At 71.5% G+C, this 23,866-nt stretch carries 21 protein-coding genes; 9 read left to right on the forward strand and 12 right to left on the reverse strand.

Features of this window, described 5'->3' with window-relative positions; all coding sequences use genetic code 11:
* Nucleotides 1-97 precede the first annotated feature (97 nt).
* Complete coding sequence (locus ACYVF7_RS11610) at nt 98-979, reverse strand: LysR family transcriptional regulator (protein WP_460338733.1); 882 nt, start codon at nt 977-979, stop codon at nt 98-100.
* Between the two features lie 77 nt (nt 980-1,056).
* On the opposite strand from ACYVF7_RS11610, the gene ACYVF7_RS11615 reads away from it, so the two are divergent.
* A complete protein-coding gene (locus tag ACYVF7_RS11615; RefSeq protein WP_460338735.1) occupies nt 1,057-2,523 on the forward strand; it encodes an MFS transporter in 1,467 nt (488 codons plus the stop codon).
* 110 nt (nt 2,524-2,633) lie between these two features.
* Here the strand turns inward: ACYVF7_RS11615 and ACYVF7_RS11620 are convergent, their stop codons facing one another.
* A complete protein-coding gene (locus ACYVF7_RS11620; RefSeq protein ID WP_460338737.1) occupies nt 2,634-3,317 on the reverse strand; it encodes a nucleotidyltransferase domain-containing protein in 684 nt (227 codons plus the stop codon).
* A 209-nt stretch (nt 3,318-3,526) separates the two neighbouring features.
* On the opposite strand from ACYVF7_RS11620, the gene ACYVF7_RS11625 reads away from it, so the two are divergent.
* Both ACYVF7_RS11625 and ACYVF7_RS11630 read left to right on the forward strand, forming a co-directional pair.
* On the forward strand, nt 3,527-4,126 hold the full coding sequence (locus ACYVF7_RS11625; RefSeq protein ID WP_460338739.1) for a bifunctional 4-hydroxy-2-oxoglutarate aldolase/2-dehydro-3-deoxy-phosphogluconate aldolase: 600 nt from the start codon (nt 3,527-3,529) through the stop codon (nt 4,124-4,126).
* Nucleotides 4,123-5,058, forward strand: a complete 936-nt coding sequence (locus ACYVF7_RS11630; RefSeq protein ID WP_460338741.1) for a sugar kinase — start codon at nt 4,123-4,125, stop codon at nt 5,056-5,058. Before ACYVF7_RS11625 ends, ACYVF7_RS11630 begins: the two co-directional genes overlap by 4 nt.
* A gap of 180 nt (nt 5,059-5,238) precedes the next feature.
* Here the strand turns inward: ACYVF7_RS11630 and ACYVF7_RS11635 are convergent, their stop codons facing one another.
* Both ACYVF7_RS11635 and ACYVF7_RS11640 read right to left on the reverse strand, forming a co-directional pair.
* Nucleotides 5,239-6,018, reverse strand: a complete 780-nt coding sequence (locus ACYVF7_RS11635) for an IclR family transcriptional regulator (protein ID WP_460338743.1) — start codon at nt 6,016-6,018, stop codon at nt 5,239-5,241.
* An 18-nt stretch (nt 6,019-6,036) separates the two neighbouring features.
* Complete coding sequence (locus ACYVF7_RS11640; protein WP_460338745.1) at nt 6,037-7,329, reverse strand: ABC transporter ATP-binding protein; 1,293 nt, start codon at nt 7,327-7,329, stop codon at nt 6,037-6,039.
* An 18-nt stretch (nt 7,330-7,347) separates the two neighbouring features.
* Between ACYVF7_RS11640 and lanL the strand changes: the two genes are divergently transcribed.
* Nucleotides 7,348-9,789, forward strand: coding sequence for a class IV lanthionine synthetase LanL (lanL, locus tag ACYVF7_RS11645; protein ID WP_460338747.1), 2,442 nt, complete (start codon nt 7,348-7,350; stop codon nt 9,787-9,789).
* A gap of 160 nt (nt 9,790-9,949) precedes the next feature.
* Here the strand turns inward: lanL and ACYVF7_RS11650 are convergent, their stop codons facing one another.
* The 3 genes from ACYVF7_RS11650 to ACYVF7_RS11660 all read right to left on the reverse strand — a co-directional run bounded on the left by ACYVF7_RS11650 (nt 9,950) and on the right by ACYVF7_RS11660 (nt 12,529).
* Nucleotides 9,950-10,360, reverse strand: a complete 411-nt coding sequence (locus tag ACYVF7_RS11650; protein ID WP_460338749.1) for a RidA family protein — start codon at nt 10,358-10,360, stop codon at nt 9,950-9,952.
* A gap of 106 nt (nt 10,361-10,466) precedes the next feature.
* Nucleotides 10,467-11,327, reverse strand: coding sequence for an NAD(+)/NADH kinase (locus tag ACYVF7_RS11655; protein ID WP_460338751.1), 861 nt, complete (start codon nt 11,325-11,327; stop codon nt 10,467-10,469).
* Nucleotides 11,328-11,383: 56 nt separating this feature from the next.
* Nucleotides 11,384-12,529, reverse strand: coding sequence for a helix-turn-helix domain-containing protein (locus tag ACYVF7_RS11660; RefSeq protein ID WP_460338753.1), 1,146 nt, complete (start codon nt 12,527-12,529; stop codon nt 11,384-11,386).
* A gap of 419 nt (nt 12,530-12,948) precedes the next feature.
* On the opposite strand from ACYVF7_RS11660, the gene ACYVF7_RS11665 reads away from it, so the two are divergent.
* Nucleotides 12,949-13,554, forward strand: a complete 606-nt coding sequence (locus tag ACYVF7_RS11665) for a hypothetical protein (RefSeq protein ID WP_460338755.1) — start codon at nt 12,949-12,951, stop codon at nt 13,552-13,554.
* Between the two features lie 53 nt (nt 13,555-13,607).
* Here ACYVF7_RS11665 and ACYVF7_RS11670 read toward each other — a convergent pair whose 3' ends face one another.
* Nucleotides 13,608-14,396 carry an SAM-dependent methyltransferase gene (locus tag ACYVF7_RS11670; RefSeq protein ID WP_460338757.1) on the reverse strand — a complete coding sequence of 263 codons (789 nt, stop codon included), beginning with the start codon at nt 14,394-14,396 and terminating at the stop codon, nt 13,608-13,610.
* Between the two features lie 174 nt (nt 14,397-14,570).
* Here ACYVF7_RS11670 and ACYVF7_RS11675 point away from each other — a divergent pair, with 174 nt between their 5' ends.
* Both ACYVF7_RS11675 and ACYVF7_RS11680 read left to right on the forward strand, forming a co-directional pair.
* Nucleotides 14,571-15,728: a methyltransferase gene (locus ACYVF7_RS11675; protein WP_460338759.1), complete on the forward strand. Its 1,158-nt coding sequence runs from the start codon at nt 14,571-14,573 to the stop codon at nt 15,726-15,728.
* A gap of 364 nt (nt 15,729-16,092) precedes the next feature.
* Nucleotides 16,093-17,736 (forward strand): APC family permease, encoded by a 1,644-nt coding sequence (locus ACYVF7_RS11680; RefSeq protein WP_460338761.1) that lies wholly within the window; start codon nt 16,093-16,095, stop codon nt 17,734-17,736.
* A 50-nt stretch (nt 17,737-17,786) separates the two neighbouring features.
* Here ACYVF7_RS11680 and serA read toward each other — a convergent pair whose 3' ends face one another.
* Complete coding sequence (gene serA / locus ACYVF7_RS11685) at nt 17,787-19,004, reverse strand: phosphoglycerate dehydrogenase (protein ID WP_460338763.1); 1,218 nt, start codon at nt 19,002-19,004, stop codon at nt 17,787-17,789.
* A 218-nt stretch (nt 19,005-19,222) separates the two neighbouring features.
* Nucleotides 19,223-20,038, reverse strand: a complete 816-nt coding sequence (locus ACYVF7_RS11690) for a DUF6597 domain-containing transcriptional factor (RefSeq protein WP_460338765.1) — start codon at nt 20,036-20,038, stop codon at nt 19,223-19,225.
* 87 nt (nt 20,039-20,125) lie between these two features.
* Here ACYVF7_RS11690 and ACYVF7_RS11695 point away from each other — a divergent pair, with 87 nt between their 5' ends.
* Entirely contained in the window at nt 20,126-20,707 is a 582-nt protein-coding gene (locus tag ACYVF7_RS11695; RefSeq protein ID WP_460338767.1) for a TIGR03086 family metal-binding protein, read from the forward strand.
* Between the two features lie 87 nt (nt 20,708-20,794).
* Here ACYVF7_RS11695 and ACYVF7_RS11700 read toward each other — a convergent pair whose 3' ends face one another.
* Nucleotides 20,795-21,310, reverse strand: coding sequence for a hypothetical protein (locus tag ACYVF7_RS11700; protein WP_460338769.1), 516 nt, complete (start codon nt 21,308-21,310; stop codon nt 20,795-20,797).
* Between the two features lie 522 nt (nt 21,311-21,832).
* On the opposite strand from ACYVF7_RS11700, the gene ACYVF7_RS11705 reads away from it, so the two are divergent.
* On the forward strand, nt 21,833-23,005 hold the full coding sequence (locus ACYVF7_RS11705; protein WP_460338771.1) for a cytochrome P450: 1,173 nt from the start codon (nt 21,833-21,835) through the stop codon (nt 23,003-23,005).
* Between the two features lie 49 nt (nt 23,006-23,054).
* Here ACYVF7_RS11705 and ACYVF7_RS11710 read toward each other — a convergent pair whose 3' ends face one another.
* Entirely contained in the window at nt 23,055-23,822 is a 768-nt protein-coding gene (locus ACYVF7_RS11710; RefSeq protein WP_460338773.1) for a DUF72 domain-containing protein, read from the reverse strand.
* Between the last annotated feature and the right edge of the window lie 44 nt (nt 23,823-23,866).

Genomic DNA, 23,866 nt, shown 5'->3' on the forward strand with positions numbered 1-23,866 from the left:
CGCCGATGGTCACGACTCCTGCGTCCGTGAGTTGGGCGACCGGCGGGCTGTAGGCGACGACCTTGCTAAGAGTGCACCTGATTCGGCCGTACGTCCCTCAGCCGGCGGTGCGGAAGTGCTCGGTGGCGACGTCACGGAAGCGGCGTGCGGCGGCGGAGAGGTAGCCGTCGTCGCGGTGGACGAGACGCAGGACGCGATGGCAGTCCGGGGCGTCGATCCGCAGCCAGGCGACGGACGGGCCCGAGGCCACCTCGTACGCGACGGCGGGAAGGAGCCCGATGCCGAGCCCGGCGCCGATCAGGCTGCGGATGGCGGCGGGATCGTCGCCCTCGCAGGCGATGGCGGGTTCCAGCCCGGCGTCGGCGAACAGGCGGTCCATCAGGCTGCGCTGCCAGTAGCCGGGCCGCGTCGTGACGAACGGCTCGCCGGCCAGCGCGGAAATGCCGACCTCGGACCGGCCTGCCAGCGGGTGGCGCGGGGGGACGGCGAGGAGCACGTCCTCCCGCAGGATCTCCACCGAACGCAGGTGCGGCCCGGGGAGCGGCTGCGACGCGAGGCAGATGTCGACCTCGCCCGCGGCCAGTTGCCGGAGCATCATCGGCGCGGACGACTGGCTGAGCCGGACGTTCACTCCCGGATGGTCACCGAGGAAGGCGGCGAGCGGGTCGCTCAGGGCCTGCAGGTTCTCCGCGGCGATCGATACGGTGCCGAGATCCAGCCCCGCGGCGTCGGCGAGTTCGCGCCGGGCGTCGTCGAGTTCGCCGAGCGCCCGGTCGACCCGTGCGAGGAACAGGGCGCCGAAATGGTTCAGCCGGATCCTGCGGCCCTGCCGGTCGAAGAGCGGAACGCCGAGTTCGGCCTCGAGCCGGGCGATCGTGCGGCTGAGCGACGGCTGAGCCACCCGCAGTTCCTCGGCGGCCCGGCTGATGTGCTCGCGGCGCGCGACGGTCTGGAAGTAGCGCAGCTGCAGTAGCTCCACTCATGCCTCCTCAAGCATGAAGTTATGGCATAACTGGACTTGGACGCTATGAGGGGCATCTCCCTAGCGTCGTCGGCATGACGTCCCATCCCTTCGTTTCAGCGCACGAACGGGTCTCCGCGGCAGGCGCGGCGGGTCCCTGGCTGACCCTCATCGCCACGGCCGGAGGGCTGTTCCTCGCCGTGATGTCGACGACGGTCATCAGCGTGGCGCTGCCGTCCATCGGGGCCGATCTCGGAGCCGGCGCGACCGAACTGCAGTGGATCGTCGACGCCTATGTCCTCGTCTACGCGAGTCTGCTGGTGACCGGCGGAACGCTCGGCGACCGGTGGGGCCGCAAGGGCGCCTTCATCGGGGGTGTCGCCGCGTTCGGGCTGGGCTCGCTACTCGCCGGGCTCGCCCCCTCGGTGCCGGTGCTGCTCGCCGGCCGGGTGATCCAGGGGCTGGGGCCGGCGTTCCTCGTCCCGGGCAGCCTGACGCTCATCCGGCTGTCGTTTCCCGACGAACGCCGCCGGGCCACCGCCATCGGGCTGTGGTCCACGAGTTCCGGGCTGGCGCTGGCCGTCGGGCCGGTGCTCGGCGGCGTCATCGTCACCGGTCTCGGCTGGCGCTGGGTGCTGCTGATGAACGTCCCGCTGTCGGCCGCGCTGGCCGTCCTGGCGGCCCGCGTCATCCCGCGACCGGCCCGTGCGACGGCCCGGCACCGGTTCGACCTGCTCGGTGCGCTGTTGACGACGGCCGGCCTCGCGGCCGTCGCGTTCGGCCTCATCGAGGGCCGGCGCCTCGGGTGGGCCTCGCCGCTCATCGTGGGCGCGTTCGCCGCCGGCATCGCGATGTTGGTCGTCTTCGTCGTCTGGGAGCGTCGCCGAGCCGAACCGCTGATCGACATGTCGCTGTTCCTGCGGCCCGCGTTCACCGCCGCCAACGTCGCGGGCCTGGTCGTCTTCTTCGCCTTCATCGGCCTGATCGTCTACCTGAGCGCGTACTTCCAGCAGGTGCACGGAGACGCCGCCGACACGGCGGGGGTCGACATCGCGGCGATCGGGGTCGCCTTCGCGCTCGCCGCCCCGGTGTCCGGCCGCATGGTCGGCAGGTACGGCGTGCTCCCGCCGATGCTCGGCGGGCTGGCCGTCGGCGGCGTCGCCGTCCTCGGGCTCCTGCGGCTCGGCACCGGCACCGGGATCGGTGCGATCTGGTGGGACCTCGCGCTCGGTGGCTTCGGGATCGGCATGTGCCTGACCCCGATGACCGCCGCCGCGCTGTCCGCGGTGGACACCGCCGGGGCCGGCATGGCCTCGGCGGTGCACAACGCGATGCGTCAGCTCGGCCAGGTCCTCGGCGTGGCCGTCCTGGGCGCGCTCGTGTACGCCCGGCTGCCGCAGCACGCTTCCGGCAGGCGGCTCCCCGCCGCGGACCGGACGCTGTTCGTCGACGGCCTGCACGGTGCCGTCTGGACGGCCGGCCTGGCGCTCCTCGCCACCGGGGTCCTGGTCTGCGTCCTCCTGCTTCCCGCGCGTCGGCGTACGGCGAGCGGACGGCGATGAGTCCGAGCGAGTCGACGAGAAGGCCTCAGGGGGACCCGAGTCATCCCGTCTCGTGGGCCCGGCGTACGGTCCGCGGCCGTGCCTCGGTCACGCGCGGCCGGGCACCGGCGTCACTGGTCGTAGCGGGCGTGGCGCACGGCCAGCAGCCAGGACTCGACGGTGGCCTCGTCGGGGCGGTCCGGGAGCGGCGTACAGATGCGGTCGAAGTCGGCCTCGGCCTCGGCGAGCAGGTGCCGGGCGGCCTCGATGTCGCCGCCGGCCACGCCGTCCCCGAAGGCGCGGTACCAGTCCGGGTCGTCGAGGCGGATCCGCAGGCCGCCGGTCGCGTACAGCTCGCGGCCCTGGTGGACCAGCCGCGCCAAGTGCCGGGCGTGCTTGGCCGTCCGACGGCGGGTGTCGGCGGAGAACGAGCCGTCGCCGCGGTTCGCCAGTTTGCGGAACTGCTGGGTGGCGTAGCCGAGGTAGGCGTCCCGGACCCGCTTGGCGGACAGGAAGGCGGACCGGATGCCGATCAGCTCGTCGCCGAACGGGGTGCGCGTCTCGTACAGGTCGTCCGGCAGCCAGACCAGCTCCATGACGGTCGGGTTGCCGCCCAGCGCCAGGTCGCACCACTTCCGGGCCTCGTGCAGTGTCCGGTCGGGAGAGGTGGTCACGATCGACTCGCGCGGGGTCCGCAGTCCCAGCAGGGATCGGGTCGGCGCGGCGAAGACGCCGAGCCGGTCGATGTCGGAGTCGGGGGTGGCAAGGCCGTACGCGGTGGAGCCGACGATGCCGGCGAGCAGGATCTCGGTCATGGACCCTCCTTCCTCGCCCGACCAACCCACCACCGCGTCGGACTCGTACGGGCGGTGCCTTCGGCGCCCTCGCCGCGCTCGGTCATGGGCGGTCCCAGGGGTGGTAGATCATCCGACTGCCAGCACCATAGCCACGAGGCGTTCGATCCGCTTCTCATTTATCATTGGTTATGGAACGTTGTCCCGCTGTATAGAACGAGGGCGGTCGGATGGATCGGGTGGAGATCGAACGGGCGATCGGGGCGGCGCGGGTGCTCCCGGTGCTCAGAACGCCGGACGCCGCAGGCGCCGTCAAGGCCGCCGAGACGCTGCTCGACGCCGGACTGAACGTCATCGAGCTGACCGCGACCACGCCCGGCTGGGCCGACGCCCTAGCCGGCCTGCGCCGCGCCCACCCGGCAGCGGTGCTCGGGGCCGGCACCGTGACGACCGCCGAGGACGCCCGCCGGGCGCTCGACGCGGGCGCCGACTTCCTCGTCAGCCCCTACCCGGCCGAGGCGGTCCGCGCGGCCGTCGGCGAGACCGGGACGCTCTTCCTCGAAGGCGGGTTCACCCCCGGTGAGGTCGCCGCGGCCGCCGGACGCGGCATCGCCAAGCTGTTCCCCGCGCACGTGGGCGGCCCGTCATACCTGCGCTCCGTCCTGGCCGTGCTGCCGGGCGCGCGCGTCGTGCCCACCGGCGGCATCGCGCTGCGCGACGTCCCCGCCTACCTCGACGCGGGCGCGTACGCCGTCGGCGTCGGATCCGACCTGGTGAAGGCGCCCGACCCGGCCAAGGCCGTACGCGAGATGATCGAGGTGGCCAGGTGACCCGCGGCGACGTGCCCGACGTCGTCATCGTCGGGGAGCCGCTGGTCGAGTTCTCGGCCGCCGACCCGCTGACCCACGCGGAGACCTTCCGGCTGTCCTTCTCCGGTGACGCGCTCAACGCGGCGATCGCCGCGTCGGCCGCCGGGGCCCACGTCGCCCTCGTCACCCGCACAGGGGAGGACGAGTTCGGCGACCGCCTCGTCGACTTCGCCGCCCGCCACGGCATCGACACCCGGTGGATGTGGCGGGGACCGGGCCACTCGGGCGCGTACGTCGTCGGAGCGGACCCGCTCGGCACCCGCGCCTTCGCCTACCTGCGCTCCGGTAGCGCCGCCTCCCGGCTCGGCCCCGCCGACGTGGACCGCGCCCCTGTCGCGGAGGCGAAGGCGGTGCTGCTCAGCGGCATCACGGCCGCACTGTCGGACTCCTGCGCCGCCGCCGTCGTGCACGCGGCCGAGAAGGCCCGCGGCAAGGTCGTCTACGACCCCAACTTCCGAAGCCGGCTGACCACGCCCGCCGCCGCGCGCGAGATCCTGGCGAAGGTCGCGCCCAGGGCCGCACTGCTCCTGCCGTCCTGCCCCACCGACACCTCGGCGCTGCTGGACACCACCGATCCCGAGGAGGCCGCCGAGGCCTGCCTCGACCTGGGCGCGGCGGCCGTCGCGGTCACCTGCGGCGCCGACGGGGTCTTTCTCGCGAGCGGGCAGGATCGGCGGCACCTGCCGGCCATCCCCGCCACGGAGATCGTCGATGCGACCGGCGCGGGAGACGCCTTCGGCGGCGCGCTCACCGCGCGCCTCGCACGCGGCGCGTCGATCGTGGACGCCGTCCGCAGTGGCGCGGCGGCGGCGTCGATCTGCCTCGGCGGCCAGGGCGGCACCGGCCGCGTCGCGACCGCCGATGAGATCGACCGGCTCCTCGCCCAAGCCTGAGAAACCACGCGGGGGCACGGATTCGGGTGGCGCGCCCATCACCGGCGAGACGTTCCGCGCGGCGACCGGCGTACGCTCTCGCCGCTGAACGGCAGCGACCGGCCGTCGGCCGTGTATGCGACGTCCGTGAGCGCGCGCTCCGGGCCGCCGCTGCGCGGCGACGGCACCACCGGAGCTGGTTCAGGCGGGTGCGGGGGTGGGAACGCGGTCGGGCGGCGCGCCCATCGCCAGCGAGACGTCCCGCGCGGCGGTCACCACCTCGGTCATGAGGGTGTGGTCGCCCGGGTCGACCTCGAACGCGAGACCGGAGATGGAGATCCCGCCCATCACCGCGCCCGTGTGGTCGAAGATCGGCGCGCCCACACAGCGGATGCCGCGCTCGTTCTCCTCGTCGTCGATCGCGTAGCCACACCGACGGACCTCGCCCAGGTGGGCGATCAGCGCGCCGACGTCCGTGATCGTGTGCTGGGTGCGGGGTGCCAGGCCGGTCCGTGCGGTGATCGCGGTGACCTCCTGGTCGGGCAGCCGGGCGAGGATCGCCTTGCCGATCGAGGTGGAGTGCAGCGGCAGGCTCATGCCGACCCGGGAGCCCATCTGGTACGGCCGCAGGCCCTCGAGCTTGCGCACGTAGACGGCCTCGTCACCGCTCCGGATCGCGAAGTGCACGGTGAAGCCCGTACGGTCGCGCAGCACCTGGAGGGCCGAGTCGGCGTGCTGCGCCGGGTCGAATCGGCTCATCACCTTGCCCGCCAGCGTCAGGATCCGCGGGCCGGGGAGGTAGCCGCCGTTGCCGTCGGTGCGGGCGAACCCCCACCCGACCAGGGACTGGAGGATGCGGTGCACCGTCGACTTCGGAAGCCCGGTGCCGGCCGCGATGTCGGTCACCCGGCTGTGCTCGGCCAGTGCCTCCAGCACCGTGAGCGCCTTGTCGATCGAACCGCCACCGGTCTGCGTCGCCACATCGCGAGAATATCCGGGTCAGCCCGGTTGCAGGTCGGGGGCCGCGCGGTAGGCGGCCGCCTGGAGTTCATAAAGCTGGGCGTACAGGCCTTCGGCGCGCATGAGCTGGAGATGCGTGCCGTGCTCGGTGACCCGGCCGTCGTCGAGTACGTAGATGTGGTCGGCGTAGCGGACGCTCGCCAAACGGTGCGTGATCAGCACGACCGTGCGATCCTGCGCGTGGTCGCGAATGCGCTCGAACAGGGCGTGCTCGGCGCGCGCGTCCAGCGCGGAGGTCGGCTCATCGAAGATCATCAAGGGCGCGTCGCGGTAGAAGCCGCGGGCCGTCGCGATCCGCTGCCACTGGCCGCCGGACAGCTCGTGCCCGCCCTCGAACCTACGGTCGAGCAGCGTGTCGTACCCCTGAGGGAGCCGGGTGACGACCTGGTCGGCGCCTGCCGTCCGGGCGGCGTCGGCCAGCTGGTCCTCGTCGGGTGACCGGCCCATGAGGATGTTGTCCCGGACGGTGAGCGGCCACCGGGTGTGGTCCTGCGCGATCACCGCGATGCGCTCGCGGAGCGTGTCGCCGTCCATCGCGGAGATATCGATGTCGTCCCAGCGCACCTTGCCGGAGTCGGGCGCGTACAGGCCGGCGAGCAGCTTGGCGAGCGTGGTCTTGCCGGAACCGTTCTCCCCCACGAGTGCGATCACCTGGCCGAGGCGGATCGTCAGGTCGACGTCCCGCAGCGCGGGCGTGCCGGAGCCCGGATAGGTGAAGGTGACCTTCTCGACGGTGATGCGGTCGAAGGACTCCGGCGCCGCCAGGGAACGCCGGGCGGGGACGCGTTCGCGGGCCATCGCGCAGAAGTCGAGGTAGTCGCCGAAGTAGAGGCCGGCCTCGTACAGCTTGTTGAGGGCCGGCATGAGGGCGGCGAGGGAGGACTGGCCGGCCCGGATGGCGAGCACGGCCGTTCCCGTGACGGCGAGCGGGATGACCCCAGCGGCGAGGAGACCGCCGAGCGCCGCGTAGACCAGGCCGGTGGCGGTGCCGGTCAGGAGATCGCCGGCGACCCTCGTGGTGGTCTGCTGCCGGGCGACGTCGAGTTCGACCTGCTGTTCGGCATCGGCGATCCGGTCGTACTCGCCGAGGAGGAAGGGGCGCAGGCCGAACGCGCGTACCTCGGCGGCGGGCGGCCGCTCGGCCATCAGGTCCGAGAGCATGAATTTGCGGCGCCGTGCCCGGGACATCCTGCGGAACGCCAGATAGCGCATGCGGGCGGCGCGCAGTGCCGCCCATCCATCCGGCAGGGCGGTGATCAGCAGTAGCGGCAAGAGGACCGGGTTCAGCAGGTGTTGCGCGAGCTCAACTCCGGTGACGTCGATCCCGGCGCGGTCGGCAAGGCCGTGACCGTGTACCCGCCCCAGGACCGGGTCGTGCGGATCGGACGGGTGCTCGCGGCGGCGCTCGCCGGATTCGCCGCGCCGAGGGTGCCCAGTGATCGCCGGGTGCACCGGCGCGCGCCCGTCTACTACCGATACGGACCTTTCGTGCCGCAGTATCGCGTCGATGAGAACGGCGACTACGAGCTCGTGCTGATCGGCCCCGACGGTGAGTTCCTCCCCGGAGCCGCCGGTCCGGAGTTCCGGTGCCCGCCGTGGGCGTCCGACCCCTTCCAGCAGGGCGCACCGGATCCGGCGACCGGCACCGCGGGAACCCTCCCTGGACCGGCGTCCCGGGCGCCCGGCGGCTCGGCGCGGCCGGACGGTGCTCCGGGCGCCGGCGGCGGCCGGCCGGAGGATGGACACCGGGTGCCGGAGGACGCGCCGACCCTCGGCGGCCGTTACCGGCTCACCTCCGGCGTGGTACGCGGCGCGCGCGGCAACGTCTACCGTGCCGAGGACACCGTGTCGGGACGCCGTGTGGTGGTCAAAGAGGCCCGCGCGTACGTGGGGGAGAACGCCGACGGCATGGACCTGCGGCTGCAGATCCGCAACGAACGCCGCATCCTGGAGGCGCTCGCGGGGGTCGATGGGGTCCCCGGCCTGATCGACCACTTCCGGCACGAAGAGGACGAGTACCTCGTCATCACCGAGGAGGGGAACCGCGACCTCAACCGCTTCGTGAACGAACACGGGATCTTCGCCGACGACCCGCCCGGTACGGGCCGTGACCTGGCCGTCCTCGCCACACAGCTGGTCGGCCTCCTCGACGCCGTGCACGCCCGTGGGGTCGTCGTACGCGACCTGTCGCCGAAGAACGTCGTGCTGGACGACGATCTCCACTGCACGCTCGTCGACTTCGGCAACAGCAGGTACGACGGCTTCCAGATCCCCGGCTGGACCCCGGGCTACAGCGTGCCGGACCAGCACACCGGCCGCCCGTCCGAACCGGCCGACGACTACTTCGCGCTCGGCGGCGTCCTGTTCTTCGCGGCCACGGGCATGCACCCGATCGGTGTCGACCCCGATCCGGCCCGCAACCTCGAACGCACCCTGATGAGCCTGGCGGCGCTCTTCCCCGGGGTCACGACCGGCGTACGGGGGTTGATCCCGCGCCTGCTCAGCCTCGACCCGGCCGAGCGCACCGCGGCCGTGGCCGGCATCCGGGACGGACGGCACCGTACGGGACGGCCGACCGCGGGTGCGGCGGGGATCGCACCGCCACGCTTCACCGCTGTCCTGCTCGACGCGGTGATCGCGCACACGACACACGAGTGCGTGCGGTTCGCCGAGAAGATGATGGAGGGCCCGGCGGACCCCCGGCGCTCCTCGCCGCCGGTGACGCACGTGTACGGAGGGTCGTCCGGCCTCGGGATGGAGCTACTGCACCACGCGGACACCGAGGCCGTGGCGGGCGAGCTGGCGCGCTGGACCGCCCAGGTGATCCCGCCGACGTCGCTGCCCTCGGCGCTGTACTTCGGCCGCACCGGGACGGCGCTGTTCCTGAGCGCGGCGCGGCGGTTGCTCGGCGCCGACGTTCCCGGGTGCGAACCGATCGGCCTCGGCGACACCGAACGCGGCGACTACGTGCACGGCGTAGCCGGGATCGGCACCGGACACCTGCTCCTGGCGGACCTGGATCCCGGATCGGACCATTCGGCCGTCGCCGCCGAATGCGCGCGGCGGCTTCTGGCCGGGGAGGTCCGCGACACACAGGACGCGGTCGCGCCCGCCCAGCCGGGCACCGGAGTGGCCACCGAGTCCGGCTTCGCCCACGGCGAGGCGGGCATCGCGGTGTTCCTGCTGGCCTACCACCAGGCCACCGGGGACCCGGAGGCGGGAGAGGCGGCGCGACGACGGTTCGACACGCTCGCCGACGAGGCCGCGACCCTGGCCCGGGTGCTGCGCGAGCCCGCCGCCCGGCCGATGGGGGCGTCCTGGTGCCAGGGGCTCTCCGGGATCGTCACCGCGCTGCTGCATGCCGCGCGGGCGTACGACGACGAGCGCTACCTGCGGCCCGCCAGGGCGGGCGCCCGCGCGTGCCTGGCGATCGCCCCTCAGGCGTGGGTCGTGTCGCAGTGCTGCGGGCTGGCCGGGATCGGCGACATGCTCATCGACGTCGCCCTGGCGACCGGGGAGGAGGAGTTCTGGCGCGGTGCCGAGCACGTGGTCGAGCTGATCCTCACCAGGAGCGGTGGCGACCTGCAGCGACCGGTCCTCCCCGACAACACGCTCGAAGGGGCGAGCGGCAGCTGGGCGATGGGCACCCCAGGGGTGCTGTCCTTCCTGCGACGACTCCGGGACCGGGACGGTGCCCGCCTCTGGACGCCATGGTGGACTCCGCCGCGCTGACGCCGTCTGCAGCTCGCCCGGACTGAAGCCGCGTGTCGGCGCCGTCGTCCGGGGACCCCCTACCGAGCGTCGCTCATCGGCGCGGGACGGCGGCGACGGCTTCGACCTCGACCGTCAGGTCTGCTCGGGGGAGCGGCGCCGCGCCGACGGGTCGGCCGCGTCAGCGTCGGGGTATGGCGGCGACGGCTTCGATCTCGACCGTCAGGTCCGGCCTGGCGAGTGCGGCGACGACCATGAGGGAGTGGGCGGGCCAGTCGCCGTCGGGGTACCAGTCCGCGAAGACCTCTTCCCGCGCGGCCCGGCTGCCGGGCAGGTGCTCGGTACCGGACACGAACGTCAGCAGCTTCACCACGTGCGCGGGCCCGGCCCCGAGCGCGTCGAGGAGCCGGCCGATGTTGGCGAACGCCTGGCGCGTCTGGGATTCGGCGTCCGGGCCGGCGAGTGTCCCGTCCTCCAGCAGGCCGAGCTGGCCGGAGAGGAAGACCAGCTCGTGGTCGGCCGGTACGGCTGCCAGGTGGCTGTACTGCGCGACGGGCGGCGCGACACCGGCAGGGCTCCAGCGACGGATCATCGATTCGTACTCCTGTCCGTTCGAGAGGACGGCCGCCCCATGGCAGGCGGCCGCGCCGCGGCAGGCAGCCGCGGTCCACGACCGAACCCTAGAGCCCTCACGCCCGTCAGCCTGCCTCGGCCGAGCCCGTGAGCCGGAGGCGCCGCTGCGCGCGCTGGTAGAAGGTCGTCTGCCCGAGCCGTACGACGCTGGCGGCGGCGGGCAGCGCGGTGAGGTTGAGGACGTCGCCGGGACTCGCGTTGCCGATGAGCCGGCCGTCGGCCTCGACGGCGACGGCGCCGCTGGTCGGCAGGACCCGCAGCGAGAGCTTCTCCTGCGGGGACAGGAACAGCGCGCGGTTGAACGCCGAGTGCGGGGCGACCGGCGTGACGAGCAGCCCTTCGGCGTTGGGGGAGATGATGGGCCCGCCGGCGGAGAAGCTGTACGCCGTGGAACCGGTGGGCGTGGCCACGACGACGGCGTCGGCGGCGTACCGGACGAACGGGTTTCCTTCGACGCACACCTCGACGACGATCAAGCCGTGCCCGGGCACGCGGGCCAGGGCGACGTCGTTGAAGGCGACCGAGTCCACTCCGCCCGCGGTCGCCTGGAGCCCGGTGCGCGTCTCGATGGTGAAGCGGTGCTCGTCGATGGCGCAGAGCGCCGCGTCCAACTCAGGGACATCGATCTCGGCCAGGAAACCGAGACGGCCGAGGTTGACGCCGAGGACGGGGGTCCGCCGACGGCAGGTGAGCCGCATGGCCCGCAGCATGGTGCCGTCCCCGCCCAGGCTGACGATCAGGTCGGCGCGGTCGGCGAGGTCGCCGGGCTCCACGGCGGTGACCTCGCCGTCGATGCGGGCGACTTCACCGGGTACGCCGAGGACCTGGGCGTTCCGGGCGCGCGCCCATCCGGTGATCCTGCCGATCACGCCCTTACAGTCGCGTTCGGGGTGCAGGACGATGCCGACTGTCGAGATCAAGCCCATACGTCATTGTCTCAAGATCTGCCGGCCGCCGTGGTCGCGGCCCGGGGCCGGGCGGCTCAGGAGGAGGGCGCGTCCGTCGGCTGTTCGTTGATGTTCAGCGGCCGGTACGGGCGGTAGGGGCTGGTCGCGGACAGGGCGTAGCGGAGCACCAGGTGATCCGTGCCGTATGCGCGGCGTTGCTGATAGACCCAGTACGAGGTGTGCGCGGTGTTCGCCCACTTCTCGAAGATCGCGACCTGCCGGGTGCTCGCCTGGCCGGTGGCATTGATGATCAGATCGCCGGGGAGCAGCTTCGCCGAGGGGATCTGCCGGGCGTAGCCGCCCCAGGCGAGGTCGGTGGAGTTCGGCCCCGGCGCGGGAAGGCCGAGGGCCATGGAGGCGTACCCGGAGCCGTCCGTACGGTAGCCGCCGCGGTTCTTCGACATGTCGTACGGGATGCGCTGGTCACTGTGCGGGCGCCAGGTCCGGGCGCGCGCGAGGATCTGCGGCCGGGTGATCCACTGCGCGTACGTCGGGGCCGGACGCGGTCGCCGAGCCGGTGCCGGCCGGAGCGACAGCCCGGCGGCGAGGCCGACGGCGGCGGCGGCGAGAGAGCAGCCGAGTGTGATGCCGATGTGGAGCATCCGTCTTCGCCTCGGACCGCCGGGCCGCCGGAACACCGCCGCGTCGGAGCGTTCCGATGAGATGCCGTCGCGCGCCACCCCCTCCGATGAGATGCCGTCGCGCGCCGCCCCCTTCGGCGAGGTGCCGTCACGGGCCACCCCCGCCGCCGGGACATGCTCGCGCGCCGCACCCTCCAGCGAAATGCCGTCCCTCGCCGTTGCCGTACCCTCCGGCGTGGCGCCATCGGGAACCGCTCCTTGCGACGAAGTGTCATGCGCCGCTCCCCGCGGCAAGGCGACGTCGGACGCCGCGCCCCCCGGCTCCTCGACGGCAGGCTCCGGGGCGGGAGGGATTCGCCGGTCGTCGTCCGCGCGGTACCACAGGGCCCGGAGGCGCTGTTTGTCGCCGCCGCACAGCTCGGCCATGGTCTCGACGGCCTCGCAGGGGATCCACGTCTCTCCGCTGAGCCAGCGTCCCCAAGAAGAGCGGCTCGCGTAGGTCTTCCCCTCCAGCGCGCGGAGGTCGTACCCGGAACGGTCCTTCAGGGCGCGCAGCTCCTCCAGCAGGCTCCGGGTGGTTTGGGGGAGATTATCCGACAATGGGTGCAGTTGTCGGGTCCGGCTTACGCGTGTACGCGTCATCTGGCGGCGATCCAATGCTCCCCCTCGACTCGGGCCGAAAGTCGATTGTGCCTATGACGCGGAGCGGCACTGTGCGGTTCACCACATTCGGCGCATCCGGACGCCGATCGTAGTCACCGAGATCAACAAAGCGTGGCTGTGAAGTGAATCCGTGTCCGCCGGGATCTGGAATCCGTTGTCCCATTGTCTCCCGCCTGTCCCGTAACGCGGATGTCTCGGCTGTTCAGAGCTTCGGAGACGCGTGCTCTGTCCCTGGATGGCCGACGCCCATGGTGGATCGGCGGCCTTTCTCCCTAACGTGACCGCTGGCCGAACGCCGCGACTCATACAACGCTCGCCGAACGGCCGAAGCCCCATCATCGTGACGAAGGAGTTCCATGACCGCGTCTCGTACGCTCCGCATCGGGATCGGCGCCGCCGCGCTGAGTGCCGCCGCCGCGCTGGGTGTCGCCGCATTCGGCCTGCCCGGCGGCGCCACCGCGGCCCCCGCCGCCCCGGCGGCCCTCCACGCCGCCGCCCAGCCGGCCGCGCAGGACGTCTCGGCCGCCGCCGCCCCCATCAGCCGGCGCAACGTGATCCTGCGGGCCAACACCTGGCACCCGCACTCGAAGAACCGGATCCCGTACAGCCAAAAGAAGTACCACGGGGGCTACCGCACGGACTGCTCCGGGTACGTGTCGATGGCACTGGGGCTGTCGAAGCCGGGGGCCAACACGGTCGCACTGGCGTCGAGGACCTACTCGAACCGCATCAGGAGGATGTCCGGGCTGCTGAAGGGCGACCTGGTCATCGACTCCACCGGAGACAACAACACCCGGCACGTCGTGATCTTCGAGAAGTGGGTCCGGAACTCGAAGGGGAAGATCGTCGGCTACTGGGCCTACGAGCAGCGGGGTCATTACGGCACCGACCACCGCATCCTCACGTACGGGCTGAGCAAGGGCAGCCAGTACCACCCGTACCGTCCGAAGAACATTCGCTGACGGTGCGGTGAGGGCAGGGCGGGGGCGCGCGGCGCCCCCGCCCTTTTCCGATGTCAGGGCTTGCGGCCGACGCCTGCGAGCAGCCAGCCCGACGGTGTGCGGTACGGGCGGTCGGGCCGCCAGTCGGGGGCCAGGACCAGGCCGGGCTCGAGGAGCTCGAAGCCGTCGAAGAATCCCGTGATCGCCTCTCGTCCGCGCAGCGTGAGCGACTCGCGCAGCTCCATGAAGATGTCCTCCACCGCCTCGACGGCCTCGGGCGTCTTCCCCTCGAACGTGGCGTGCGAGATCACGAGATGGCTGCCCGGGGCGACCGCGTCGCGGAACCGCCGCACGATCCGGGCCGGCTGCTCCTCGTCGTCGATGACGTGGAGCAGGAAGGTGAACAGCAGCGCGACCGGCCGGCCGAAGTCGATCAGGTCGGTGACGACCGGGTCGGCGAGGATCCGCTCCGGGTGCCGGGCGTCGGCGTGGACGACGGCGGCGGACGACCCGCCGGACAGCGTCGCCTCGTAGTGCGTCACGGCGACCGGGTCGTAGTCGACGTAGACGACCCGGGCCTCGGGACCCGCCAGGTCGTGGACGTTGACGCGTTTGGGCAGGCCGCAGCCGATGTCGAGGAACTGGCGTACGCCCGCGGCTCGCAGGTGGCGGACGGCGCGCCGCGCGAAGCGGGAGTTCTCCGCCGCCAGGTTTCGGGCCTCCGGGGCCACGGACAGGATCCGATGGGCCAGAACGCGATCCGCGGCGTAATTGTCCTTGCCACCGAGCGCGTAGTCGTACACGCGTGCGTCGGTCGGCATGTGGGCGTCGACGCCCCACGGCAGCCGTGCTCGCTCGGCCAAGACACCTCCAAGCCCCCGCCAGGTGCGACTCAATTTAACCCGTATCACGGCAGCCGGTCTTCGTCTTCGACCGGAAAAGAATAAGTTTGTTACCGGTAAGACGCGGAGCGCCCCCGGGTAATTCGATTGAGGGGAGATCCGCCTCCCCATAGCCTCCTGCCAATGGAGCGGAGCGTGGAAGCGCGTCAGATCGTCTGCTGGACCGAGGCGGGGACGTCGTTCTCAGCCCGCTGGCGGTCCGAGTCCGGGGCGCCGCCGCCCCGGCGCGTGACGGTCGCGGTCGACGGGATGACCGCGGACGACGCCTACCACCTGGCGTGCGAGGGCACGGCCATCCTCTGGCGCGGTGACTTCGTGGGCGCCCGCGAGCTGCTCGCCGCGATGGGACGCCGCGCGGACCGCCGCCCGCGCAGGGTCGTACGGAAACGGCGTCATCGGCCGGCGCCGTCGCCCGCCGAGGCGTTCCATCTCCACCGTCAGGCGCAGTCGCAGCGGGCCCGCGTGCTCGGCATGCTGCTCGTGCCGCTCGAACCCGACCACACGATCCCGCTGCGGCGGGCGCCCGACGTACGGCGGGCCTGTGCGGAGACGTACGGCCCTGGTGACGGGCCGTCGGTAACCTCGCTCCGGGAGATCCTGGGGCTGATCGGCGCACACGAGTGGCGCCGGAACGGCGTGCGGATCCCGGCGCTGGGGGATCGGGTCCACCCGTACTACGGGGTGTTCTCGCCGGTGCGCGGCGAGTACGTCGACCTGGTGGCGCAGGCGCCGCTGCCCGCTGAGGCGCTGGCGTTCGACATCGGCACGGGCACCGGGGTGCTGGCCGCCGTGCTGGCGCGTCGGGGCGTCGCGCGGGTCGTGGCGACCGACCAGGATCCGCGGGCGCTCGCGTGCGCCCGCGAGAACCTCACGCGGCTCGGCCTGGCGGACCGGGTCACGGTCGTGGAGGCCGACCTGTTCCCGCCGGGACGCGCGCCGCTGGTGGTGTGCAATCCGCCGTGGGTGCCGGCGCGGCCGAGTTCGCCCATCGAGCGCGCGATCTACGATCCCGGCGGCCGGATGCTCCTCGGCTTCCTGAACCGCCTGGCCGGGCATCTCGATCCGGACGGCGAAGGCTGGCTGGTGCTCTCCGACCTGGCCGAACATCTGGGACTGCGCTCCCGCGCCGAACTGCTCGGCGCCTTCGAGGGCGCGGGGCTGGAGGTCGTCGGCCGGTCGGACGTACGGCCGCGCCACCCCCGTGCCGCCGACGAGGACGATCCGCTGCACGCCGCTCGCGCCGCCGAGGTGACCTCCCTCTGGCGACTGCGCGTCCGCCGCCCCTGCGGATAAGGTTTCGCCCCTTTTTCGAACGATCTCGCCGAGTCGTATAGACAGTAAAAATCGGGTAGATCGCTTTTTACTCTACTAAAAGCGCGCCATGGTCTGCGGATGGGAAATCGCAGGTCATGGTGGCTTTTCCATTGCGTCTGCCACGCTGGTCGCAGTGATCGCCGTATGCCTCGCTGAGCTGCTGGTTCATCTTTTGCATTCTCGGCTGGATCGATTTAGTCTGCCTGCGACGTTGACGCGCAATACGGCTTGTCCCTAACGTCGATTAACACCCTTTAAGTCGGTTGGCCCGACGTGGGGCGGGACGTGGCATGCGTGGATCGGGCCCACCATACGCCGGTTTTACCTCGTGAAAGGGGGCCCTATGGCGCCCACGACCACCGGATCCGTCGATTCGGGACGACACCTACGGAGGGACGTCGGTTTCTGGGGACTGATGTTCGTATCGCTCGGATCGATCATCGGTTCCGGCTGGCTGCTCGGGGCGCTCACCGCGGCGACGATCGCCGGTCCGGCCTCGCTCCTGTCCTGGATCCTCGCCGCCGTGATGCTGGCCCTCCTCGCCCTGGTGCACGCCGAACTCGGCGCGGCGTATCCCATCGCCGGCGGCACCGCCCGGTTCCCGAGTTTCGCGTTCGGACCGCTGGCCGGCTTCGCGGCCGGCTGGATGGCCTGGGTGCAGGCGGTGGCGATCGCCCCGATCGAGGTCGAGGCGACGCTGTCGTACTGCAATCACATCGGCTGGGTGAAGGACAACATCACCCTGTTGCACACCGATGGGACGCTGACCGGCGCCGGCCTCGCGGTCGCGACCGTCTTCATGCTCCTCTTCACGATCATCAACATCGTCGGCGTGAAGTTCCTCGCCGAGTCCAACTCGATCACCGTGATCTGGAAGACGGCCATCCCGCTGCTCACCGTGGTGGTCCTCCTGCTGCTGACCTTCCACGCGTCCAACTTCAAGGCGGGCGGCGGGTTCATGCCCTTCGGCGCGCACGGCATCTTCGCCGCGCTGCCGGCCGGTGTCGTCTTCGCCCTGCAGGGCTTCGAACAGGCGATCCAGATGGCCGGCGAGGCGAGAAAACCCCAGCAGGACGTCTCACGAGCGGTCATCACGGCCACCGCGATCGGCACCATCGTCTACATCCTGCTGGAGATCGCCTTCATCGGCGCCCTGAACCCCGCCAACCTCGCGCACGGCTGGGCGAATCCCGTCGGCAAGGGCGACTTCGGCCCGTACGCCACCCTCGCGATCGGGGCCGGCGCCTCGTGGCTCGCGGCACTGCTCTACGCGGACGCGGTGATCTCCCCGGCCGGCACGGGCCTGGTGTACACCGCCACGTCGTCCCGGCTGTCGTACGCGCTCGGCCGGGAGAAGGCCGTGCCGAGCCCGGTGGCCAAGGTCAGCAAGAAGGGCGTGCCGATCGTCTCGATCCTCATCGCCTTCGTCGTCGGTGAGATCGCGTTCCTGCCGTTCCCGAGCTGGCAGTCCCTGGTCGGCCTCGTCACATCCGCAACCGCGATCATGTACGCGTTCGGGCCGATCGCCCTGCGCGCCCTGCGGCTGCGCGATCCCGAACGCACGCGTCCGTACCGCCTCCCGGCGCATCGGGTCCTCGCGCCGGTCGCGTTCATCGCGGCCAACCTGATCATTTACTGGTCGAGCTTCCAGGCGGAGTGGAAGCTGGGGCTCGCCATCGTGATCGGCCTGGTGATCTTCACGGTGACCCGGGTCACGAGGCCGCAGGCCGAGCGCGCGCCCCTCAACTGGGCGGCGTCCCTGTGGGTCTGGCCCTGGCTCGGCGGGATGATCGTCATCGGGTTCCTGGGCCGCTACGGCGGCAGCAAGATCCTCCCCGAGTGGGTGGACATCCTCACCGTCGCGGCGTTCTCCCTGGCCGTCTACTACTTCGCCGTGCGGATCGCCGTGTCCGGCGAAGAGGTCAACGCCGCCGTCGCGGCGGAGGAGGCGGAGATCGCGGCCGAGCCCGAGCTCAACATCGCCTGACGCGACGCGCCGCCCGTACGCTCGTCGCGTACGGGCGGCGCGGACACGCCCTAGGAGAGCAGGCGCAGCCGGATCGTCGTCGGCAGCGCGCGCAGCTGCTCGATCACGTCCGGCGTGTAGCGGGTGCCGATGTCGGTGATGACGTAGCCGATCTCCCCGCGGGTGCCCAGCAGCTGGCCCTCGATGTTCACGTCGTGGTCGGCGAGGATGCCGTTGATCGTGGCCAGCACGCCCGGGGTGTTGCGGTGCAGGTGCGTCAGGCGGTGCCCCTCCGCCGGTGCGGGCAGCGACACGGTCGGCAGGTTGACGCTCAGCGCGGTGTTGCCCGTCGCCACGAAGTCCTGCAGCTTGCCCGCGACGAACTGCCCGATGTCCTGCTGGGCCTCCTCCGTCGAACCACCGATGTGCGGCGTGATGATGACGTTGGGCAGCCCGCGCAGCTCCGAGACGAACTCGTCACCACGGCCCTTCGGCTCGTGCGGGAACACGTCGATGGCCGCGCCGGCCAGGTGCCCGGACTCCATGTGCCGCCGCAGCGCCCCGTGGTCGACGACGAACCCGCGCGAGAGGTTCATGAACAGGCTGCCGGGCCGCATCCGCGCGAACTCCGCCTCGCCGAACAGGCCGCTGTTGCCGGCCCGGCCGTCGACGTGCAGGGTGACGACGTCGGCGACCGAGAGCAGCTCCTCCATGCTGGCGCAGCGGCGGGCGTTGCCCAGCGCGAGCTTGTCGGCCGTGTCGTAGAAGAACACGCTCATGCCCAGGCTCTCGGCGAGCACCGACAGCTGGCTGCCGATGTTGCCGTAGCCGATGATGCCGAGCCGTCGGCCCCGGACCTCGTGGGCGCCCTCCGCGGACTTGTCCCAGACCCCGGCGTGCATCAGGGAGTTCTTGTCCAGGAGCCGGCGGGTCAGCGCGATGATCTCGGCCACCACGAGCTCGACCACGCTGCGGGTGTTGGAGAACGGCGCGTTGAACACCGCGACGCCGCGCTGCGAGGCGGCGGACAGGTCGATCTGGTTGGTTCCGATGCAGAACGCCCCGATCGCGAGCAGCTCCGGAGCCGCGGCGAGCACGGCGTCGGTGATCGTGGTCTTCGACCGGATGCCGAGCAGGTGCACGCCGGCGACACGGGCGGTGAGCTCGTTCTCGTCGAGGGCGCGATCCACCGTCTCGACGGCGTAGCCGTTCTTCTCAAGAGAGGCGACCGCGTCGGAGTGAATGCTTTCCAACAGCAGCGCGCGCAGGGGTTCAGTAGCGGTGCTCACCTTGGGAACAGTCCTTCTGCAGGCGTCGTCGTCCATCAAATGCTACGTGAGGCGGTCACGGTCCCGTCGCGGCGGCCGGAGCGCACCGCGGTCGATCAGCGCCGGTCCGCGCACGCCCGCGCGTACCGGGGGCCGATCAGCGCCGGTCCGCGCACGCCCGCGCGTACCGGGGGCGGATCAGCGGCGGTCCGCGCATGCCCGCGCGTACCGGGGGCGGATCAGCGCCGGTCCGCGCATGCCCGCGCGTACCGGGTGGGCGACATCCCGATCGTGGCGGTGAAGTCCCGGGTGAAATGGGCCTGGTCGGCATATCCCAGCTCGGTGGCCAGGGCCGCCCAGTCGACGTCCGTTCCGGACGCCGCCCGGTCCGCCGCGTCCTGCATGCGGTACCGGCGGATCACCCATTTGGGGCCGACCCCGACGTAGTCGGCGAACAGCCGCTGCAGACGCCGCGTCCCCATCCCCGCCGAGGAGGCCACCCGGTCCACCCGTGTCAGCGCCGGATCGGCGGCGATCCGGTCCACGACGTCACCGACCTCGAGGACCACGGGGTCGGCGCGCGGCGCGCGGGAACGGAGGAGATCCTCCGCCAGGGCGACCGCGTCGCCGGGATCCGGCGCGGCGATGATCGCGTCGGCGGCGGCCCGCGCCGCGGGGCCGAAGACGTCCTCCACGGGGACCCGCCGGTCGGTGATCGTGGAAACCGGCGCACCGAGGAACGGCCGGAAGCCACCGGGCCGGAAGCGCACGCCGACGACCCGGCCCCGGCCCTCGATCGTCTCGGTGAACACACCGCGGACCACGCCCACCACCCGGGCCTGCCCGTCGCTGAGGAACGTCATGTGCACCGACGGATGGGTGAGGACCTGCTGCCGGTGGGATCCGCCCTCTCCCAGATCCCAGTGCAGGATCCAGTGATAGTCGGCGATCCACGCGAGATCCTCCGCGGGCGCCCGCCGGGAGACGTGGAAGCGATCCAGCGCGGCGCGGCGGTGGAGGATGGCGCGATCGGCCTGGGGCGCTGCGTCGGCCATGTGGTCAAGTGTCGCATTTGTTCAAGACGGCCGGCCGCGACCGGCCTACGGTGTCAGCCTGCCACCAGACGAGTCACGGAGACGACGATGGAGCTTCGCCCACTGATGACGCGCGCCGCGGAGGCGCCGGTCACGGTGGTCCAGGGGATCGGGCCCGACCGGCTCGCCCTGCCGACCCCGTGCCCCGAGTACGACGTCCGCGCGCTGCTGAACCATCTCATCCACTGGACCGGAGCCCGCTCCGAGGCCGCGGCCCGTAAGACGCCGCCGCCCGAGCCCCCGGCGGAGGACCCCGACTTCACGGCCGAGCCGGGCTGGGCCGAGCGGTACACCGCCGGGGTGCGCGCGGCCGGGGCCGCCTGGTCCGAGCCTGCCGCCTGGGAGGGCGACACGGGGATCGCCAAGGCGGCGGCGATGCCCGCCCGGTTCGTCGGCGGTATGATGTTCGCGGAGGTCCTGCTGCACGCCTGGGACCTGGCCGCGGCGACGGGCCAGAAGGCCCCGATCGACGACGAACTGGCGCGGGCACTGTTCGACCAGGTCTCCGCGATGGCCGAGATGGCCCGGCAGTACGGCGCGTTCGGCCCCGAGGTGGCGGTGCCGGACACCGCCCCGCCGCTCGACCGCGCACTCGGCCTCGCCGGCCGCGACCCCGCCTGGACCCCCTGACCCGCGGTCCGGGCCCCGGCGCGGTCGCGTACGGCGCCGGGGCCTTCAGCGGCTGTAGCGGCTTATAAGCGAAATCGCAGGGGCCGGTCAGCGGCCGTAGCGGTTCTTGAGATGACGCCACCAGTCGCGGAACATCCACTTGTCGAACTCGGTGATCTGGGTCGCCGTTCCCGCCTTCATCAGGAAGCAGCACTGGCCGGTCGGCGTCCAGTCGTAGAAGTCGTCCAGCCCGAACGTATGGCCCATCTCGTGCAGCAGGATGTGGATGTTGTCGGTGTTCAGGTTGCTCGTGAAGTACTCGCTGCCGATCCGCTGACCCCAGTCGCCGCCCGCTCCGCCGTTGAAGCCGGACGTCAGCCAGAGCGACAGGTCGTAGTGCCGGGCGGCGCCGCCGGGGCAGCCGGAGTAGTTGCCGTCCTGGTGGAAGAAGCGGCCGCACGGAGCGGCGCACTGCGGGGCGTTCTCGTTGATGTCATTGACATAGACGTCGACGGAGTTGTCGCTCCACTGGAGCGTGCTGCGGTTCCGTACGGCCCAGCCGACCACCTTCACCGGCACCGTCGTGTACGGCCAGTTGTTCCAGCGCTGTCCGTTGTCGAGCATCGCGGCCATCCACTTGGCGAACTGCCGGCTCAGCGCGGCCTGGATCTGGCCGCGCAGGCGGAGGAAGCTTCAACTTCCGCAGTAGCAGTGTGTAAGGACCTAAAGATTCGTCTCGGCGAATTTTCGTAACCATGTGTGCATCTCTGGTGGCGGATGGTAGTTTGATTTGTGTCCGACGTGCGAGAACCAAGCCCTTCGGGCCTACCGCCGGGCTGGCGGGAAGTTACGTCTGTGGAGCCTGTGTAAGACCGATGGGCGGCACTCCGTCCCACGCTGGTTAGCCGGGTCGGCAACGGGTCGTGAAGCAGAAAACTCAACCCGCAAGGGTTGAATCGCCCTGCTTCGGCTGGGGGAGAAGTCAAGGAAACGCCCTTTCCTGAGGTCCGAGGTCAGGCGGCTGACGATAGGTCGCCTGATCATCGGCGGATAGCCGCCTTTCGTGACTTTCCACGCATTGACACAAGGCATTACGGGTGCGACGGTGGGAATTAACTGTGACCTCGGGGAAAGGGATGTCGCCCCATGGCCGACCTTCCACGGCTGCCGTTCGAACGTTCCAGCGTGCTGGACATCTCCGCCGCGTACGGCGCGCTGCGCGCCAAAGCGCCGATCACGAGGGTCCACACTCGGACCGGCGACGAGGCGTGGCTCGTGACCGGGTACGAACAGGTGCGAGCGATCTTCGCCGACGAGCGCTTCGGCCGTTCCCACCCCGACCCCGACAACGCCCCGCGCGTGTCGAACTCCGCCCTCACCGGCGGCCCGAACGGTGACTACGCCACCGAGAAAGACGTGCACGACCGGATGCGGCGGCTGCTCGCGCCGGCGTTCTCGGCGCGCCGGATGCGGGCCCTGTCCGGGCACGTCCAGGAGCTGGTCGACGGCCTGCTCGACCGAATGGAAGAGCAGGGCCCGCCGACGGACCTGCACGCGTCGCTGTCGGTGCCGCTGCCGATCCAGGTCATCTGTGAGCTGCTCGGCGTCCCGCTCGCCGACCGCGACCACTTCCGCGCGCTCGCCGAGGAGATGACGGACCTGACCGATCCGGACCGGTCCGCCGCCGCCCGTACGGCCATGGAGGAGTACTCACACGGCATCGTCAAGACCAAGCGGGACCACCCGGGCGAGGACGTCTACTCCGACCTGGCAACGGCCGACCTGCCCGACGAGGAGATCGCGACCATCGCGGGCGGGCTGCTGTTCGCCGGACACGAGACGACCGTCAACCGCATCGACGGCGGGGTCGTGCTGCTGCTGCACAACCCCGAACAGCTGGAGGCGCTGAAGCGCGACCCGGGGCTGGCACCCGCGGCCGTCGAGGAGATCATGCGCCTGGGCTCGCCGAACGACCACGGCCTCGGCCGGTACGCCCGCGAGGACGTCGAGATCGACGGCGTACGGATCGAGGCCGGGGAGCTCTGCGTCCTCGTGACCTCGGCCGCCAACCGCGACGAGAGCGTCTTCGTCGACCCCGAGCGGTTCGACATCGGCCGCGAGACCCAGCCGCACCTCGGCTTCGGCTACGCCATCCGCTACTGCCTGGGCGCGAACCTCGCCCGGGTCGAGCTACGGGTCGTCTTCGGCACGCTCTTCCAGCGGTTCCCCGACCTGCGCCTGACCGTGCCGCTCGAGGAACTGCCCCAGCGCAACGACCGCCTGACCGGCGGCTTCTCCGCCCTGCCCGTGACCTGGTGACCCGTTACCGCCCGACCGGCGGCTTCCCGTCGCCCGCGGTGATCTGGCGTCACCGTGTGGCGAGCGCCGGGGTCCGGGTCACGCGCCGGCCCGCCTGCCGGGCGAACTCGGCGAACCGCGCGGCATCACGTACGGCCGCCCCGCCCGGGTCATTGTTGAAGTAGACGTACGCGTCGGCGTCGTCGTCCCAGGTCTCGGCGAGCCGCCGGACCCAGGACCGCAGCGCCTGGTCGCCGTAGTCCGGCCACGGCGTCGCGGCGCCCTCGTGGAGCCGGAGGTATCCCCAGTCCGCCGTCCGCCACAGCGGGATCAGCGGTCTGCCCAGCCGGTCGGCCCAGCACAGCGCGGCACCGTGCCGTACCAGCACGTCCCGTACCTCGTCGGTCCACCAGGAGGGGTGACGGGGCTCCACGGCGACCCGTACGCCGGGCGGGAAGCGGCGCAGGCAGCGGGTCAGGCGTTCGACGTCGACCTGGAGCGTCGGCGGCAACTGGACGAGGACCGGGCCGAGTTTGTCGCCCAGTCCACCGGCCGCGTTCATCAGCCGGTCCACCGGCTCTTCCGGATCCTTCAGCCGCTTGATGTGCGTCAGATACCGGCTCGCCTTCACGGCCATCACGAACCCAGGCGGCGTACGCTCCCGCCACCCGGCGAAGACCTCGCGGCTCGGCAGCCGGTAGAAGGCGTTGTTGTTCTCCACCGTCTCGAAACACTCGGTGAAGCGCTCCAGCCACACGCGCTGAGGCAACCCCGTGGGGTACAGCACGTCACGCCAGTGCGTGTACTGCCACCCGGACGTCCCCACGAGCATCGGCATATTGGCGGTCCTACCCACCTACCACTCCCCAAACGGAGCGGCCG

The sequence above is a fragment of the Actinoallomurus acanthiterrae genome, assembly GCF_054775715.1.

Coding starts and splice junctions, on each gene's coding strand:
- ACYVF7_RS11615 (WP_460338735.1), top strand. CDS start 1,057: ATGACGTCCCATCCCTTCGTTTCAGCGCACGAACGGGTCTCCGCGGCA.
- ACYVF7_RS11695 (WP_460338767.1), top strand. CDS start 20,126: ATGGAGCTTCGCCCACTGATGACGCGCGCCGCGGAGGCGCCGGTCACG.
- ACYVF7_RS11705 (WP_460338771.1), top strand. CDS start 21,833: ATGGCCGACCTTCCACGGCTGCCGTTCGAACGTTCCAGCGTGCTGGAC.
- ACYVF7_RS11620 (WP_460338737.1), bottom strand. CDS start 3,317: ATGACCGAGATCCTGCTCGCCGGCATCGTCGGCTCCACCGCGTACGGC.
- ACYVF7_RS11710 (WP_460338773.1), bottom strand. CDS start 23,822: ATGCCGATGCTCGTGGGGACGTCCGGGTGGCAGTACACGCACTGGCGT.
- ACYVF7_RS11665 (WP_460338755.1), top strand. CDS start 12,949: ATGACCGCGTCTCGTACGCTCCGCATCGGGATCGGCGCCGCCGCGCTG.
- ACYVF7_RS11655 (WP_460338751.1), bottom strand. CDS start 11,327: ATGGGCTTGATCTCGACAGTCGGCATCGTCCTGCACCCCGAACGCGAC.
- ACYVF7_RS11650 (WP_460338749.1), bottom strand. CDS start 10,360: ATGATCCGTCGCTGGAGCCCTGCCGGTGTCGCGCCGCCCGTCGCGCAG.
- ACYVF7_RS11625 (WP_460338739.1), top strand. CDS start 3,527: ATGGATCGGGTGGAGATCGAACGGGCGATCGGGGCGGCGCGGGTGCTC.
- ACYVF7_RS11690 (WP_460338765.1), bottom strand. CDS start 20,038: ATGGCCGACGCAGCGCCCCAGGCCGATCGCGCCATCCTCCACCGCCGC.
- ACYVF7_RS11680 (WP_460338761.1), top strand. CDS start 16,093: ATGGCGCCCACGACCACCGGATCCGTCGATTCGGGACGACACCTACGG.
- ACYVF7_RS11700 (WP_460338769.1), bottom strand. CDS start 21,310: ATGCTCGACAACGGACAGCGCTGGAACAACTGGCCGTACACGACGGTG.